This is a genomic window from Roseovarius dicentrarchi (assembly GCF_003316635.1).
Lineage (GTDB): Bacteria > Pseudomonadota > Alphaproteobacteria > Rhodobacterales > Rhodobacteraceae > Roseovarius > Roseovarius dicentrarchi.
Genome location: NZ_QNQP01000007.1, coordinates 138,386 through 153,924, shown reverse-complemented (window position 1 = coordinate 153,924; position 15,539 = coordinate 138,386). Strand labels below are relative to the sequence as shown.

General features: G+C 62.5%; 16 protein-coding genes. 6 read left to right on the top strand and 10 right to left on the bottom strand.

Features of this window, described 5'->3' with window-relative positions; genetic code table 11:
* The coding region (locus tag DQ230_RS07420; RefSeq protein WP_162497392.1) for an ATP-binding protein at nt 1–281 on the top strand (281 nt) is incomplete at its 5' end.
* 50 nt (nt 282–331) lie between these two features.
* Here the strand turns inward: DQ230_RS07420 and DQ230_RS07415 are convergent.
* Together DQ230_RS07415 and DQ230_RS17070 are read right to left on the bottom strand one after the other, a co-directional pair.
* The gene (locus tag DQ230_RS07415) at nt 332–1,891 is read right to left on the bottom strand and encodes a calcium-binding protein (protein WP_113911944.1); all 1,560 of its coding nucleotides are present in this window, start codon (nt 1,889–1,891) and stop codon (nt 332–334) included.
* Nucleotides 1,892–1,975: 84 nt separating this feature from the next.
* The gene (locus tag DQ230_RS17070) at nt 1,976–2,137 is read right to left on the bottom strand and encodes a hypothetical protein (protein ID WP_162497391.1); all 162 of its coding nucleotides are present in this window, start codon (nt 2,135–2,137) and stop codon (nt 1,976–1,978) included.
* A 430-nt stretch (nt 2,138–2,567) separates the two neighbouring features.
* Between DQ230_RS17070 and DQ230_RS07410 the strand changes: the two genes are divergently transcribed.
* A complete protein-coding gene (locus tag DQ230_RS07410; protein WP_203228021.1) occupies nt 2,568–2,948 on the top strand; it encodes a hypothetical protein in 381 nt (126 codons plus the stop codon).
* 70 nt (nt 2,949–3,018) lie between these two features.
* On the opposite strand, the gene DQ230_RS07405 is transcribed toward DQ230_RS07410, so the two are convergent.
* Both DQ230_RS07405 and DQ230_RS07400 read right to left on the bottom strand, forming a co-directional pair.
* Entirely contained in the window at nt 3,019–4,185 is a 1,167-nt protein-coding gene (locus tag DQ230_RS07405; protein WP_238987451.1) for a winged helix-turn-helix domain-containing protein, read from the bottom strand.
* A complete protein-coding gene (locus tag DQ230_RS07400; protein WP_113911942.1) occupies nt 4,182–5,036 on the bottom strand; it encodes a hypothetical protein in 855 nt (284 codons plus the stop codon). Before DQ230_RS07400 ends, DQ230_RS07405 begins: the two co-directional genes overlap by 4 nt.
* Before the next feature lie 187 nt (nt 5,037–5,223).
* Here DQ230_RS07400 and panB point away from each other — a divergent pair, with 187 nt between their 5' ends.
* Nucleotides 5,224–6,069 carry a 3-methyl-2-oxobutanoate hydroxymethyltransferase gene (panB, locus tag DQ230_RS07395; protein WP_113911941.1) on the top strand — a complete coding sequence of 282 codons (846 nt, stop codon included), beginning with the start codon at nt 5,224–5,226 and terminating at the stop codon, nt 6,067–6,069.
* Nucleotides 6,066–6,917: a pantoate--beta-alanine ligase gene (gene panC, locus DQ230_RS07390; RefSeq protein WP_113911940.1), complete on the top strand. Its 852-nt coding sequence runs from the start codon at nt 6,066–6,068 to the stop codon at nt 6,915–6,917. Before panB ends, panC begins: the two co-directional genes overlap by 4 nt.
* Before the next feature lie 678 nt (nt 6,918–7,595).
* Here the strand turns inward: panC and DQ230_RS07385 are convergent.
* The 5 genes from DQ230_RS07385 to ubiT form a co-directional block, all read right to left on the bottom strand.
* Nucleotides 7,596–8,405: a Crp/Fnr family transcriptional regulator gene (locus DQ230_RS07385; RefSeq protein ID WP_113911939.1), complete on the bottom strand. Its 810-nt coding sequence runs from the start codon at nt 8,403–8,405 to the stop codon at nt 7,596–7,598.
* A 125-nt stretch (nt 8,406–8,530) separates the two neighbouring features.
* On the bottom strand, nt 8,531–9,037 hold the full coding sequence (locus tag DQ230_RS07380) for a DUF2478 domain-containing protein (RefSeq protein WP_113911938.1): 507 nt from the start codon (nt 9,035–9,037) through the stop codon (nt 8,531–8,533).
* A 22-nt stretch (nt 9,038–9,059) separates the two neighbouring features.
* Nucleotides 9,060–9,965, bottom strand: coding sequence for a ubiquinone anaerobic biosynthesis protein UbiV (ubiV, locus tag DQ230_RS07375; RefSeq protein WP_113911937.1), 906 nt, complete (start codon nt 9,963–9,965; stop codon nt 9,060–9,062).
* 4 nt (nt 9,966–9,969) lie between these two features.
* Nucleotides 9,970–10,947, bottom strand: a complete 978-nt coding sequence (gene ubiU / locus DQ230_RS07370; protein ID WP_113911936.1) for a ubiquinone anaerobic biosynthesis protein UbiU — start codon at nt 10,945–10,947, stop codon at nt 9,970–9,972.
* On the bottom strand, nt 10,947–11,489 hold the full coding sequence (ubiT, locus tag DQ230_RS07365; RefSeq protein ID WP_238987450.1) for a ubiquinone anaerobic biosynthesis accessory factor UbiT: 543 nt from the start codon (nt 11,487–11,489) through the stop codon (nt 10,947–10,949). Before ubiT ends, ubiU begins: the two co-directional genes overlap by 1 nt.
* Before the next feature lie 135 nt (nt 11,490–11,624).
* On the opposite strand from ubiT, the gene DQ230_RS07360 reads away from it, so the two are divergent.
* Complete coding sequence (locus DQ230_RS07360; RefSeq protein ID WP_113911934.1) at nt 11,625–13,133, top strand: UbiD family decarboxylase; 1,509 nt, start codon at nt 11,625–11,627, stop codon at nt 13,131–13,133.
* Nucleotides 13,130–13,714: a UbiX family flavin prenyltransferase gene (locus DQ230_RS07355; RefSeq protein ID WP_113911933.1), complete on the top strand. Its 585-nt coding sequence runs from the start codon at nt 13,130–13,132 to the stop codon at nt 13,712–13,714. The genes DQ230_RS07360 and DQ230_RS07355 overlap by 4 nt, the downstream gene beginning before the upstream one ends.
* Nucleotides 13,715–13,928: 214 nt before the next feature.
* Here the strand turns inward: DQ230_RS07355 and serA are convergent, their stop codons facing one another.
* Nucleotides 13,929–15,524, bottom strand: a complete 1,596-nt coding sequence (serA, locus tag DQ230_RS07350) for a phosphoglycerate dehydrogenase (RefSeq protein ID WP_113911932.1) — start codon at nt 15,522–15,524, stop codon at nt 13,929–13,931.
* Between the last annotated feature and the right edge of the window lie 15 nt (nt 15,525–15,539).

Sequence of the window (15,539 nt, the reverse complement as noted above, 5' to 3'; positions counted from 1 at the left end):
ATGAGCTGGGATATCTGCCGTTCAGCGCCTCTGGCGGCGCGTTGCTCTTCCATCTTCTGAGCAAGCTGTATGAACGCACCAGCGTCATCATCACCACTAACCTGAGCTTCAGTGAATGGGCCAGCGTCTTTGGCGATGCGAAAATGACCACAGCACTGCTCGATCGTCTCACCCATCGCTGCCATATCCTCGAGACCGGCAATGACAGCTACCGCTTCAAGGCCAGCTCCGAAACAGCGAAGAAAAAGCGAAAGGAGGCAACAGCATTGACGCCATCATAATCAGCAGATCATAACGACTGGGTGGGTCAGATCTCGATGAAAATGCCGGGTCAGTTCTCAATGACAATCAACAAGTTGGTAACGCTTACAACCGCATTAACGTCCTTCGGCGACGACCCGCTGCTTTGGTGCGAAATGACCAGATCCGCAGGCGCTTCGATTGTGACAGCACCGGTCGCGGTCAGCTTCAGGCCGACAAAGTTGTCAATCTCAAGCTGTTCGGTATAGGTGCCTTCTGCTACCAGAATTTCGTCTTCGTCACCGGCAACATCTACTGCCGACTGGATTGTGCTGAATTCAGTTGATGCGCCGTCGACCAGCCAGACGCATATATCGTCGAAACTCAGATGTCCGGCGTCGGTGATGGTGGTGACGTTACCCGCGCGATCATCGACCGTTGCCGTCGTGCCATCCCATGTGATGTCGAAATCAATGCGGTCGCCACCGAATACGACCGAATCCATCCCTTCGCCAGCGTCAATGCTGCTTGCGCCGGCGCCCGCAAAAATCACATCATCGCCCGAACCGGTCATGACGTTTTCAATACCGTTAAGCGTGGCCGTGCCAGCGCCGAGTGCCATGCCGGTTCCCATACTTACAATCACCGTGCTCGATTCAGCCGATGCATCGTATGTGTCAGAGCCGCCGCGCCCGTCGATCACGTCCGTCCCGTCGCTGGAGATGAATACGTTGTCGCCCGCATCACCATACAGGGCATCGTCGCCGACCGAGCCTTTGACGTTTTCAAAGTTGCTGACGTTGTCGATGCCGGTATTCGAAGAAAAGGCCAGACCAGAGTTCAGATCGACAAACGCACCGGCGGAACCCGCCGCGCCCATGTCGAGCAAATCTGTGCCGTCAGCACCGTCGAGCGTGTCATTGCCTCCAGACGCGAAAAAGATGTCGTCGCCTGCTGTCCCGATAATGGAATCATTGTCGGCCGTGCCAAAGAACAGCTCCATGCCGTCGGCGTTGATAAGGCGATTGTCGCTCAGGTCCTCGCCGGAATTATTCTGCACAAACATGGTGTTCGGAAATGCAAACTGCCCGCCCTCGGACAGGTCAAACACGTTGTTGTCGATGGAGGTATCATCACGGCGGCTGCGCAATGCCGCAGTGAAAGCGCCTGTGAATCCGGTGAACTCATTTTCGGAGATGGTCGAATTGGAGGCGTCAATCGTCACCAGGTTATTGCCGAACGGCGAACCGGTCACGCTGCTGATGCCGCCTGTGGTGCCCGATACGATGTTGTTGGAAAAGGTAATGTTGTCGTTGGCCGAAGGCCCCGAACCGCCACCGTTGCTGAGCACCACCAACTGGCGGGGGAAATCATTTCCGACGTCGAACTGGCCGTTGAAGCTATTGGTTGCCGAGCTTTGTGGATCTGTCCCGACAAATGTTATGCCCGAAAAAATGTTGCCATCGACTTCGGCGTTTGTCACTCCAGAGCCATATTCGGACATCAGCCCGGCATCGCCTCTCGCCACGACGTCGTTATCGATCACCCTCAGGCCGGTGTTTGCGCCCTGGATATAGACAGCCGCCTTTTCGATCGCGCCGTTGCCATTGATACCTATGATCGTCAGACCCTCGATCGTCACGTTATTCATTCCGGGGTCAATTTCGATCGTACCCAGCAACGGGCTGAGATCGCTGCCGTTGATCGTCGTGGCACCGCGGCCATTAACCGATTTCTACGTGATACCTTCGACGTCGATCCGCAGGTTTTCGTCGAATTGACCGTCGCCGATCAGGATCGTATCGCCTGTGGCGGCAACGTTGAGCGCATCGTTGATGGTGTTGAAGCTGGTTACGAAATCAGCGTCACCCGTTTTGGTAACAGTTAAAATGGCCATGGTTAAATTCTCCCAATTACTTTTTTTACAACGGATCGCCGCCAGCGCACGCGCGACACGCAAATTGCGTGTTGCATGCAAATCAAAATGACAAGGGACCCACCCCAGCCCGAACGGTGGCGCAAGTTAACGTCATTGGGCAAGAAGTTTATTAAATATTAACCATGATTTCCGGTATTAGGACGTAAAATACAACCCTAAGACATTTAACCCAAAGCCATAGACTACCATTGCTTGCATTGAGTTTACCATGTTTTACGACAGTAAAGCTGCCACGTCGATCGGCGGAACTCATTTGAAAAATCTTTATCTCGATTGATTCGATTTTCCGCCTGCAAAATGCATAGACGTGATCCGGTGATGCGATCGCGGTTTCTCCGATCCGTTACGGCAGGCACAAAGCGGCTGCACGGCGTCGCGGCCTGCCGCAATGTCCCGAAGTGCCGCAATGACATGGTGCAAATGGATATTTTCGGTAATTTCAGGCCGGGCAGGGCAAGATCATGGTTGCAGCGCTCTGACCGGGTGCGAGGCATGCGTTCTGCACGTCTTTGCGCTTGCCATCCGCAGACGTAACGCTGAAATAATCGTATTCTCCGGCCATATTGAAAAATCCGCGACTATCGACCGCCACGAAGAGTGGTTTTTATTCCAGATCGTTACCGACTTATTGAATTGCATGAAAAAAGGGCAATCATTTATTACCGAATGGCGGCCGGTCACATCCGGGTTGATTTTTGTGCAGAAAATTCGCGCCGTGTCAAAATCCCCCGCGCAAAAATTGCCATCCGAGTTCTTATTTCTGGCGTAAAGGCGTCACCTGTTTGATGTATTGAATCATATTCATTACCGAAAACACCAAGCGACAAGACACAGATCGGTCACGATCCGCGATTGAACGTGATCGGCGCCGACCAGTCGATGGAATGGACGCCGACCATCCGTCCGAACCGGCGCAGTTCCGCATTCAGTCGGCCTGATCGTCCTGCGCCCCAGTGGATGCCCTGTTCGGGCCAGAAGCCGGTAACGCGCAGCCGGCCTTGCGCGCGGTCTGCCTTCAGCTCGATCCGGCCAACGAAACGGTCGGCTTCCAGAAGCGGATACACGTAATAGCCCCAGCGGCGCCGGGCGGCGGGAACGAACATTTCGTTCACATAGTCAAATCCGAAAAGCCGCCGCAGCCGCGCACGGTCGCGAATCGCCGGATCGAACGGGTTGAGAATACGCATCCGGTTGCCAAGCGGGGGCAGGGCGGCCAGCCGCGCGTCCAGATCCGGGGCGGCCAGCACCGTGCGTACCGCGCCATCGGCATCGGTCACGCGCACCTGCCGCGGCGCGCGGCGCGCCATCCAGTCGCGCGTCTCGTGCGCGTCCATCGCGGCCCAGAACCGCTGAACTTCGCCGCAACTGGCCGTGCCAAGCCGGTCAAGCGCCAGATCGCACAGCGCGTCCGCTTGCGCGGTGTCGTCCTGATCCTGCGGCACCTTGGGAAAGACGCGCTCGCCCAGATCGTAGAATTTCACGAAATTCTCGCGCCTGCATGTCGCCAGATCGCCCGCATACCACATCTGGTCCAGCGCCTTTTTGTGGGGTGGGCGCGCCCACATTTCCCGGCTGGCCGCCTTGGTGTCGAACGCATGGGTGGACAGCGGCCCCTCGGCGGCGATCCGGGCGCGAATGGCGGCAATCTCCGATCTGCCCAGCCCGGATTGATACCACTCGCCGCGCGCGGCATGCGCGCCCAGCCGGGCAAATTGCCGCTGCCAGAGCGGCAGGATCTGCATCGGGATCAGGGACGCATCATGGGTGAAATGTTCGAATAAATGCTGGCCCAGCAGCGGCCACAGCATCCCCTCGCGGTAATTGGAATTGCGCGACCACAGAATGTGGTTATGCGCGCGGGTGACATTGCGGATCGTGTCGATCTGCAAAAACCCGATCTGACCGATCAGATCCATGACATCGGGCGCGCCGGTTCCCATCTGGCACAGCCCGTTGACGTGCAACCAAAGATGCCGCGCCGTCCGGTTGTCCAGCAGCGATGTCACGGAAGGCTGAGTTGTATCAACGCCTCGTGCAAGTCGCGCCCTTCGAGTTTCAGGACGGCGGCAATGAACAGCTGGCCTGCGCGGCAGGCGCGTGTGTTGTTCACCCGGTCCAGCCGGGCAAAACTGTCCATGATTTGCGCCGCGTCCGGTTCGGCCGCGATATGGCGCGCCAGTGCAGTAAATATCAGCGCCTCGGCGGCGGCAGCGCGTTTGGGCGTGGTGGTCAGCGTGCCGCGCTGGGCGCCCAGCTGCGCCGCGCGCAGCTGAATGCGGTAATAGTTGCGCAGGCCCGCCGTGTTCAGCCGCGCGGCGGCGCGTGCCGTCACATCGGCCATGCGATCCGGCGGCAGTGTGCTGCGCACGGCCTGTCCGCAAATATGCACCGGCATTGCCCCAAGAACGGCCTGTTCGACCAGATAATAATAGCGCAAATCGCGCAGCGGCAGGTGCGGCAGGCCCTGATCAATCACGCCCCACAAAAGGCCCTGCGCCCGGCCAATCGGCACCTGCGCGCCGGATTGCACCTGCAAAACGCGGTCCGCAATATAGCCTGCGATCACCGGATCGCGCAGCATGTTCGCGGCGTGCTGAACCGCCAGTTCAAGGTTTTCACCCTTGAAGCCCAGCTTGCGCAGGTCGGCGCGCACGGTTTCCTCCTCGTGCATCCGGCCCAGCAGGCGGATCAGATCGGCGCGGCTGACGGTGGCGGCGCCTTGGGTCTGGGCGGCTTGCGCTGCGACGGCGCCTTGCCATGGTGCGGACAGGACCACCGCACACAGCAGGGCACGGCCCAGCATGAGGGGGCTGAAGGCGCGCAAAAACGCCGGTAGATTTGTTGAAATGTGGCGCAAGATCGGGCCTCCTTGGTTGCGCTGCCGCGCGCTGTGTGGGCCATGGTATCAGCAGGGCGCCGCACCGCGCCACCCCTAGCGGATTGTATGCGCCATGCAAGCGCCGCACGGCACAAGTCAACAGTGGAACTCGGGCCCAAACCTTGCTACCCATCGCGGCAACGCAGCAACCTTCGAGGCCCGCCAGATGAGCGCCACAGCCCGCCAGACCGCCCCGCTTCCTGCCGATATTCGCGCGATGAAGGGCAATGCCCCCATCGTCAGCCTGACGGCCTACACCACACCAATGGCCCGGATGATGGATGCGCATTGCGATTTTGTGCTGGTTGGCGACAGCGTCGGCATGGTGCTGCACGGGATGCCCTCAACACTGGGCGTGACCATGGATATGATGGTGCTGCACGGGCAGGCGGTGGCCCGCGGGCTGGACAAGGCGATGCTGGTGATCGACATGCCGTTCGGCAGCTACGAGGAAGATCCGCGCCAGGCCATGCGCAACGCGTCCCGCATCATGCGCGAGACGGGCGCGGCCGCGGTCAAGCTGGAGGGCGGCGCGCATATGGCTGAAACCATTCGCTTTTTGACGGCGCGGGGTGTGCCGGTGATGGCCCATATCGGCCTGACGCCGCAAGCGATCAACACGCTGGGCGGCTACAAGGTGCAGGGCCGCGGCGCGGGCGCGAAACACCTCAGCGAGGACGCGCAGGCGGTGGCGGATGCCGGCGCCTTTGCCGTCGTGCTGGAAAAGGTGCCGGCCGGGCTTGCCGACCGGATCACCGCAGAAATCGACATTCCCACCATCGGCATCGGGGCATCGGCGGGATGCGACGGGCAGGTGCTGGTTGTCGATGACATGCTGGGGCTGTTTACCGCGTTCAAGCCGAAATTCGTCAAGCGTTACGCGCAGCTGGGCACCGATGGGGAGGCCGCGATCGCCAGCTATGCCGCCGAGGTGCGCGCCCGCACCTTTCCCGCGGCCGAGCATGTTTTTGCCGATGAGGCACCCGTATCCGGCAAGGCAAGCGGCGCATGACCGCCCCGATATTGCGCAGCGTCGCAGAGCTGCGCGCAGCCACGGCGCCCTGGCAGCGTGCCGGCCGCAGCATCGGCATCGTGCCGACAATGGGCGCGCTCCATGACGGCCACCTGTCGCTGGTCGCCGCCGCCAAGGCGCGGTGCGATCATGTGATCGTCACCATCTTCGTCAATCCACGCCAGTTCAGCGCGCCCGAGGATCTGGCCAGCTATCCGCGTACCGAACAGGCCGATGCCGCCAAACTGGCCCGGTTTGGCGTCGATGCGATCTATGTGCCGGATGGCGATCAGATGTATCCCGCCGGCTTTGCCACCAATGTCACCGTCTCGGGCCTGACCGATGTGATGGACGGTGTCCACCGGCCCGGCCATTTTGCCGGCGTCGCAACGGTGGTGGCCAAGCTTTTTGCGCAAAGCGCGGCGACAGACGCATTTTTCGGCGAAAAGGACTTTCAGCAGCTTCAGGTTGTCCGGCGCATGGCGCGCGATCTGGATATTCCCATTACGGTTCACGGTTGCCCGACGATCCGCGAAATGGACGGGCTGGCGATGTCCTCGCGCAATCTTTTGCTGTCAGACCGGGCGCGCACCATCGCACCCGCGCTGATCGACCAGATGGAGGCGATGGCCGATGCCGTCGCCGCAGGCCAGGATCCGGCAGCGGCGCAGGCGGCCAGTATCGCCGCGCTTCTGCGGGCCGGTTTCACCAGCGTCGATTATTTTGAAATCCGTGCGAATGACGATCTGTCCCTTGCGGCGTCATCCACCACCCGGCCCGCGCGCCTTTTTGCTGCTGCATGGCTGGCCGGTGTGCGACTGATCGACAATATCGCCGTCCCGAGGTAGGGCGCCCTGGCCCTGTTTCTTCTTGCTTCAAATATCCCGGCAGTTGTCCGACGCATTCCGCTCGGTGGGAGGTCACTGGAGACGCCCTCGTCGCGCACGGGGCAGCTTGTGGAAGTGTGTTTCGATTGCGCCGGGAAATGGACGGCGATTTCATCGCCACCCAACGCGCGTTGTCTTGGACACAACGCCCTCATCAACCCCACTCACTGATCCAAAGCGCTCCATTCGAGAGGGGCCGCAAAGAATTTTTGCTCTGCTGGACCCGCCAATTCGCAACCATCACACTTGACGCAGCTTTTTCCTTGGACGGTCCTGCGCATGGCCGTTCCGGTCCGGGAATTGCCATCCAGCATCTGCGTATTTTAAGATCGCAGACTTGGCATTCTTATCCGGGGTCTTCAGCGGGCGAGGGACACCCTCCTTGTTGCGAAGTCGATCGCCAAGTCGAAAGAGTGGCGCAAGCAATGGATTACCTTGCCCCTCGCAGTTGAGGAGTATTTGGACACGCTCGACGTCGATCTGGGTGGGATGGTCTTTGACACGGCCTGAGAGCCTTGTGAAAATTTCAGGCGTGGAGTCGAAGGGAGGCGGAGGCAGGGGCGGCAAGGTCGCTTGCTGCTCGGTGGTCAGGGCGCGCGACGCGACAACACTCCGCCGGATAGAGAATAGAGAGAGGCGTCATCTGTCGGTGGGTATTGCCGGGTGCCCGTGATCCCTGACTGCTGTTGCGACCCGAGATGACCGGCGGGTGTCCCGCGACTGTGAATGACGCCGGGGCAGAAGCCCGGCCTCCGGCGGCCGGGACGGGGCGGTAACGGCCATTCCGATTTCGCGGCCCGAAACGGTGAGGGTTCCGTCATCCTTCAACTGGCGGAAAAGCCGCGACATGGTTTCCGGCCGCACACCGATCAGATCGGCAAGGTCCGTTCGCGACAGCGGCAGGTGCATGGACAGCCGATCACCGTCCCGATGGCCATGCCGTTCCATCAATTCCAGCAGTAGATCGCGCAGCCTGTCGCGGTTCGGTTTGACCGAGGTCGCGATGATCCGGGCATGATTGCTGTCTATCTCGGTCACGCAGCGCCCCGCAATTCGCCGCAAGACTGTGGGGTTTGCGCCAATGACGTGGGATACATCCCGGTGCGCGACGATGCAAACCCGTGATGGCACCAGCGCGCGCGCCTCTGTCTTGTGACGCGCGCCTGCGAGGAACGACCGATAGCCGATGATGTCGCCGGGATAGGCCAGCTTGATCAATGTGGAGGTGCCGTCGGAGTGATGCGTGCGGACCGCAATCAACCCGGAAGAGACGCAGAAAACGCCCCGGTTTTCGTCATCCTGCGCATAAAGCGCCTGCTCGGCTGCCAGATCCTTGCGCGCAAAGCCACGTTTCAAAGCGGACAGACCGGCAGCGTTGGCCGGTTGCCAGACACTGCCCTGATAGAAGGCGCATCCATTGCAGGGGTGATCCGATTTGGTGTTGGTCATTGCCGTTCAAATGCCCGATAGCGCCATGTGCATCCACGCTATCGAGGCCCGCGCGCAGTGTCGATTGCGACCTATCAGCGCGGACGGCACAGGCGCCTTCATTTTACCGTGCAGATCCGCGAGGATCAGCGCGCATCGCCGCCATACCACGCAAGGATTGCACCCGGCTGCGGCGCAAGGGCCGTGGCCAGCCCCCCGGCGAATTCGTTGAACGCGGGCATGCTTGCGCTGCCGACCCCGACCAGCACCGGAATGCCGCGCTCCAGCGCGGTGGCGATGGCGTTGCAGAACCCGCGCCCGGCGGCTTCTTCGGGGCCGAACTTGTTGACGATGAACAGATCGGCGTTCTCAAAAGACGCGGCCTCGACCGTGGCGACCGCCTGCGCGATGGCGCCGGGATCCAGCCGGCAGGCATCGGACCCAGCGCCCAGATCCTGGGTGATCTGGATCACTGGCCCCTTGGGCAGCACCCGCACCTTTGCGTCGCACCCGTTGGCAAAGCGGCTATCATGGCTGTGATCCTTGACGATCCCGGCAAGGGTGGCACCGTCTGCCTGCAAACGCTCTGCGATGTCGCTCAGCAATCGGTCGACTGCGCCGCGTTCGTCCGATGTGACAGATGCCATTTTCATCGCCGCTCTCCTTTTTATTCGATCAACGCGGCGCGGGATTGCCCGACCAGTCCGCGCCACGCGCGCCGGTCAGGAACCCGTCCGACAGGCGAAGCCCCGCATCAATCGCCACAATCTTGTCCACCATTGCGTCCGCGTCCAGCTTACCGTCCAGACGTTGCCGGTACAGCCCGCATATCGCGTCAAAGCCCTTTGATTGCGGTGACAGGCGCAGCGCGCTGACGCCAGCCTCTGCAAGGGCGTCGATCTGATGGGCGGTGCAGGCATGGCTGTCGGACAGCGTCTGCACCCCGTTCATCGCCATGAAAGGCTGGCCGTCGAGCGTTTTGACGTCCAGACCGTCGGGATCGTCCTCGCAGGCGAACTGGCAGTTATCCTTGGTGCGCCCGTGCATCCGCGCGTGATAGCACCGGCCCGAAATCGCCAGCGGCAGGCGGCCATGGCCCCAGACCTCGATCGCGACGCCCGCATCGGCGCCCGCGCGCGCCAGACGCGCCACAGAGTCCAGCGGCAATTCGGGTGGCAGGCAGATGCGCGTGGCACCGCGCCGCGCCAGCCACGCAATCGTGCCTTCGTTATAGACGTTGACCATCGGGCCGACCCAGAACGGCGCGCCGTCCGGCAAATGGGCCAGTGCGGTCAGGTCATTCACCTCGACGGGGATGCCCATATCGGCCAACGCGCCTGTCGCCTTTCTTTCGCGCTTCAGCGTGACCAGCGCGAGGCTGGTCAGGGCGACCTGCTTGCCAGCCTCGACCAGCGTTTCAATCGCGTCGGGAATGCGGTCCTGAAAGAACGGCAGGCGTTTGGAGCAGATCAGCTCGCCCAGCACCAGCCGGTCCACGGGGGCCTTGGCCAGATCGTCGTAAAAGGCACTCCAGCGGTCTGCCGACCAGAAGAATTGGTTGGGGCCGACAGTCAGTTCCATATGCTCATCTCCACGTCTTTTTATAGGCGCCGGTGGTCATCGCCTGACCTTCGGACAGCCGCGCCAGCATGCCTTCGGGCATGGGCAGGCCCGCGTCCAGCGCGTCCACTGCGGCGCGGAAATTGCGCACGACCTGCGCCACATAGGACCGCGAGCGCTGTCGCCCCTCGATCTTCAGCGCGGTCACACCGGCCTTTTGCAGTTGCGGGATCAGTTGTTCGGCGTTCAGGCTGACGGGATCCTCGAACAGATGTCCGGTTTTGTCGCCGGCGCTGAAACATCCCTTGCACAGCGTCGGATAGGGCGCCGGCTGGTCCTTGCCGACGCGGTGGATCGTGTAGCCCCCCAGACGCGCATCCAGAACGCCGCCCTCGTCGTGATATTCGACATGGCTGGCGGGCGAGCAGACCCCGTTCATGTTGGGCGAGCGGCCCGTCGCATAGGACGACAGCGAACAGCGCCCCTCGGCCATGACGCACAGGCCGCCATAAACGAAAACCTCCGTCTCGACATCGGTTTCGGCATTGATCGCGGCGATTTCCGGCACCGACAGGACGCGCGGCAGCACCACGCGCTTGACCCCGAATGTATCGGCGTAAAAGTTGAGCGCGTCGGCGTTGGATGCGGCCGCCTGCACCGACAGATGCCGGCGCAGCCCCGGATGATGGCGCGCGGCATGATCCAGCAGGCCCAGATCGGCAAGGATGACCGCATCGGCACCGCAGCTTTCGGCATCGGCGACCGCCCGGTGCCACAGCGCCTCGTCCCCTGCACGGGGAAAGGTATTGATGGCCACCAGAACCTTTGCGCCACGGGCATGTGCAAACGCGATGCCCTCGTGCATTTCCGAGCGGTCGAAATTCAGACCGGGAAAGTTGCGCGCGTTCGTCTCATCCGCAAAACCGCAATAGATGGTGTGCGCCCCGGCCGTCACGGCAGCGCGCAGCGACGCGGGCGTGCCCGCCGGACAAACGATTTCCATTACCATGCCAGCCCCTCTTCCGCGCGGGTCAGGCTGACCCCGCTATAGTGTTCAATTCGCGTGAAAAACTTTTGCAGCGGGCCTTTCATCGGCCCGCAATAGCGCGTGATTTCCTCGGACAGGTCCAGCTCGCTGTCATCAATCGCGTTGCGCAGCGCCAGCGCGGCCGAGGTGTCGCCCTCGACCACCAGATCGCGCGAGAAAAACAGCGCGTCGCCGTCAAACGCGCCATGCACCAGCCCCAGCAGTGCCGCCAGCGGCCCGGCAATGCGCGCGGCACCGTCGCCCTGGCCGCGCATCAGCGTGACGCGCGGCGCGCCGCCATTGGGATCAAGCACGATCACGAAGGGCAGATCGGTAGGGTCCAGCACGAACCGCGTGTGGCTGTATTCCCCCAATCTGCGAAACAGCGCGGGATGCCGCCGGGCAATGCCGCGCGAAAACATGGTAAGCGACAGCGACAACGGCGCCAGCGGCGCCGCGCGAAACGCGGTCGCCAGCACAGCCGGAAACTGCGGGATTTGTCCGGGGGGCGGTGACACGTGGCGTTCCTTCATCGGCGATCATGCAATTCTTTTTGTCTTAGCCGTGTGATTGGCAAATGAAATTGACGATCATCAAGTTCAGCCGGATTCATTGCTGATAGGTGCAGGGCAAATCGCCTGACAGGATATCCCGTGCGCACCCTTCCACCATTCCTCAGCCTACGCGATTTCCTCGACTGGTGCGCCGACAGCGATCAGTTGCAGCGCATCCCCGAGCGCGTGGCCGTGCGCCACCGGATGACGGCCGTGCATCGCGCGGTGCTGGAGCGGGGCGGCCCGGTCCTTAGGTTCGACCGGCCCGTGCTGGAGGGCGGCGCCGAGGCGGATATTCCCGTCATCGCCAATCTGTTCGGCACGCCGCGCCGGGTGGCGGCGGGTCTGGGGGTCACGCCGGGCGGGCTGAATGATCTGGGCGCGTTTCTTGCGGCGCTGCGCGCGCCTGCACCGCCGGGCGGTCTGCGCGATGCGCTGTCGCGCTGGCCGATGCTGAAGGCGGCCCTGTCCACGCGCCCGAAAATCGCCCGCTCCGCCCCGGTGCAAGAGCATGTCATCGAGGGCGACAAGGTCGATCTGTCAATGATCCCGGTGCAGACCCATTGGCCCGGCGATGCCGGCCCGCTGATCACCTGGCCGGTCGTGGTGACCCGCCCGCACGGAACGGCGGGCGCCGACATCAACCGCTACAACGCCGGTGTCTACCGCGCGCAAGTGTTGGGCCGCGACAAGGTCATCATGCGCTGGCTGCCCCATCGCGGCGGCGCCGCCCATCATCAAAGCTGGGCGCGCCATGGCGCGCCTGCACCGGTCGCCATTGTCCTTGGGGCCGATCCGGCAAGCCTGCTGTCCGCCGCCTTGCCCCTGCCTGAAACGGTGTCCGAGCTTAGTTTCGCAGGCGCGCTGAACAACGCCCGCCCCCGGCTGGTGCCGGCGAAAACCGTGGATCTCATGGTGCCAGCCGATGCCGAGATCGTGCTGGAGGGCCTGGTCTCGCCGACCGCGCTGGCACCCGAAGGCCCGTTTGGCGATCACACCGGCTATTACAACCGGGCCGAGCCGTTTCCGGTGATGCAGGTGACCGCGATCACCCACCGGCGCGATCCGCTCTATCTGTCCACCTACACCGGCCGCCCGCCGGACGAGCCTGCCATCATCGGCGAGGTGTTCAACCGGCTCGCCCTGCCAACGATCCGCGCCCAGATCCCCGAAATCCGCGATTTGTGGCTGCCGCCCGCTGCCTGCTCTTACCGGATGGCGGTGGTCAGCATCGAAAAACGCTATCCCGGTCAGGCCCGGCGCGTGATGATGGCGCTGTGGGGGATGTTGCCGCAATTCAGCTATACCAAGATGATCATCGTAATCGATGCCGATCTGAACCCCTCCAACTGGGACGATATCGCCTGGGCGCTGGCGACACGCATGGACCCGTCGCGCGATGTCATGCTGATGGAGAATACACCGATGGACTACCTCGATTTTGCCTCTCCGCAGGCCGGACTGGCGGGAAAGATGGGGATTGACGCCACCGTCAAGATCGGCACCGAGACGGGCCGCGAATGGGGCGAGGTGATGCAGACCGCCCCCGAGGATGCCGCATTCGCCAGCGACCTGCTGTCGCGGCTGATGCCGGAGGGCGCGCCATGACCGCGCCGCGTGTCGTCCTCGGGATTGCCGGGGCGTCCGGGGCCGCGCTGGGCCTGTCTGTCGCGCGCCAGCTGGCACAGATCGGCGCCGAGGTCGATCTGGTGACCAGCGCCGCCGCCGGGCGGACGCTGGACACCGAATGCGGCGCTGATGCGCAGGGCGAGCTGCGCAGGCTGGTGGCGCGCTGGCATGACATCGCGGATATCGGCGCCAGCATCGCCTCGGGGTCGGTTCCGGTGGCGGGCATGATCGTTGCGCCCTGTTCGATGCGAAGCCTTGCCGCCATCGCCCACGGGCTGGACGACAACCTGCTGACCCGCGCCGCCAGCGTCCAGTTGAAAGAGCGCCGCCGCCTGATCCTGCTGACGCGCGAGGCACCGCTGACCCTGGCCCATCTGCGCAACATGACCGCCGCCACCGAAACGGGCGCGATCCTCTTGCCGCCGGTCCCGGCGTTCTACCTGAACCCGCAAAGCGTGGCCGATATCGTCGATCAGATCGCCGCGCGGGCGATCGACCTTTTGGCGATCACGCGACCCTTGGCGCATCAATGGGCAGATCCCGCAGCGCTGCAGGTTTGAGCCGCCGCCGTCGACACAGTCCAGTGACGGCCCCCCGACACGTGGCTGCACCATGTCCTGCTGCCGCCCCGTGACGCTTGGGCAAGGGAACGCATCGGAATCAAAGCGGGAAATGAAACCGGGAGCGTCCTGATGCCAGCTGATCTGATCCGCATGGCATCAGGATATCCGTCCGGCAGAAGTATTTACCGGAAGGATGAAAGCCGCGCCGCGATCACTCGATATCAAATTGCAGCGGTTTGATTTGCAGGAAACAGCCCGTGGCTTGCAGCGCATCAATCGCCTTTTGCGGCACCGGCGCATCGACATAGAGCAGGGCAATCGCTTCGCCGCCGGCGCTGGAGCGGCCAAGGGTGAAGTTGGCGATGTTCACGCCGTGATCGCCCATGGTCTGGCCCAGCGTGCCGATGATGCCCGGCTGGTCGCTGTTGGTCACGTAGAGCATATGCGCCCCGATTTCCGCGTCGATATTGATGCCCTTGATCTGGATAAAGCGCGGTTTGCCATCCGAGAAGATCGTGCCGCCGATCGACCGCTCGCGTTTATCGGTAACGACGGTCAGCTTGATATAACCCTCGAAAACGCCGGATTTATCCTGATGGGTTGTGCTGATCTTGATCCCGCGTTCCTTGGCCACCACGGGGGCGCTGACCACGTTCACCTCGGGGTTCACCGCTTTCATGATACCGGCCACGCTGGCCGAGGTCAGGGCGGGCAGGTTCATCTGTGACACGGCACCGTCATAAAGGATGTTGATCGCCTTCACCGGCTCATCCGTCATCTGGCCGATGAAGGCGCCCAAGTGGCCGGCCAGCTTGATCCAGGGGCCCATCACCTTGGCCTCCTCGGCGGTGACTGACGGCATGTTGAGCGCGTTGGTCACGGCGCCGGTCAGCAGGTAGTCCGACATCTGCTCGGCCACTTGCAGGGCGACGTTTTCCTGCGCCTCGGTGGTGGCGGCGCCCAGATGCGGCGTGCAGACGACGTTCGGCAGGCCGAAAAGCGGGCTGTCGGTGGCCGGCTCGATTTCAAACACGTCGAAGGCGGCGCCGGCGATGTGGCCGGATTTCAGCATGTCGGCGACCGCCGCCTCGTCCACCAGACCGCCGCGGGCGCAGTTGATGATGCGCACGCCTTTCTTGGTTTTCTCAAGGTTCTCGCGGCTGAGAATGTTGCGCGTCTGGTCGGTCAGCGGCACGTGCAGCGTGATGAAATCGGCGCGGGCCAGCAGATCGTCCAGCTCGACCTTTTCGACGCCCATCTTGTCGGCCTTGGCCTCGCTGAGGAAGGGATCATAGGCGATCACCTTCATCTTCAGCCCGCGCGCGCGGTCGCAGACGATGCCGCCGATATTGCCCGCGCCGATGACCCCCAGCACCTTGTTCGTCAGCTCGGTCCCCATGAAGCGGGATTTTTCCCATTTGCCGGCATGGGTGGAGGCACTGGCTTCGGGGATCTGGCGCGCCACCGCGAACATCAGCGCGATGGCGTGTTCGGCGGTGGTGATCATATTACCAAAGGGCGTGTTCATCACGATGACGCCCTTTTTGCTGGCTGCGGCCTTGTCGATATTGTCGGTGCCGATGCCGGCGCGGGCGATCACCTTCAACTTGTGGGCGTTCTCCAGGATCTTTTCGGTGACCTTGGTCGCGGAGCGGATGGCGAGGCCGTCATAATCGCCGATCACCTCGGCAAGGCGGTCCTTGTCCTTGCCCAGGTCGGGCTGGAAATCCACGTCGATGCCGCGATCGCGAAAGATCTGCACGGCAGTTTCAGACAGCTTGTCGGAGACGAGTACTTTGGGAGCCATTTTCAGCGTCCTTTA

Excerpts from the sequence above, each read along its gene's own strand:
- DQ230_RS07415 (WP_113911944.1), bottom strand. The coding sequence starts at position 1,891 with ATGAATAACGTGACGATCGAGGGTCTGACGATCATAGGTATCAATGGC.
- panB (WP_113911941.1), top strand. The coding sequence starts at position 5,224 with ATGAGCGCCACAGCCCGCCAGACCGCCCCGCTTCCTGCCGATATTCGC.
- DQ230_RS17070 (WP_162497391.1), bottom strand. The coding sequence starts at position 2,137 with ATGGCCATTTTAACTGTTACCAAAACGGGTGACGCTGATTTCGTAACC.
- serA (WP_113911932.1), bottom strand. The coding sequence starts at position 15,524 with ATGGCTCCCAAAGTACTCGTCTCCGACAAGCTGTCTGAAACTGCCGTG.
- panC (WP_113911940.1), top strand. The coding sequence starts at position 6,066 with ATGACCGCCCCGATATTGCGCAGCGTCGCAGAGCTGCGCGCAGCCACG.
- DQ230_RS07385 (WP_113911939.1), bottom strand. The coding sequence starts at position 8,405 with ATGACCAACACCAAATCGGATCACCCCTGCAATGGATGCGCCTTCTAT.
- DQ230_RS07355 (WP_113911933.1), top strand. The coding sequence starts at position 13,130 with ATGACCGCGCCGCGTGTCGTCCTCGGGATTGCCGGGGCGTCCGGGGCC.
- DQ230_RS07380 (WP_113911938.1), bottom strand. The coding sequence starts at position 9,037 with ATGAAAATGGCATCTGTCACATCGGACGAACGCGGCGCAGTCGACCGA.
- ubiV (WP_113911937.1), bottom strand. The coding sequence starts at position 9,965 with ATGGAACTGACTGTCGGCCCCAACCAATTCTTCTGGTCGGCAGACCGC.
- DQ230_RS07410 (WP_203228021.1), top strand. The coding sequence starts at position 2,568 with ATGTCCCGAAGTGCCGCAATGACATGGTGCAAATGGATATTTTCGGTA.
- ubiU (WP_113911936.1), bottom strand. The coding sequence starts at position 10,947 with ATGGAAATCGTTTGTCCGGCGGGCACGCCCGCGTCGCTGCGCGCTGCC.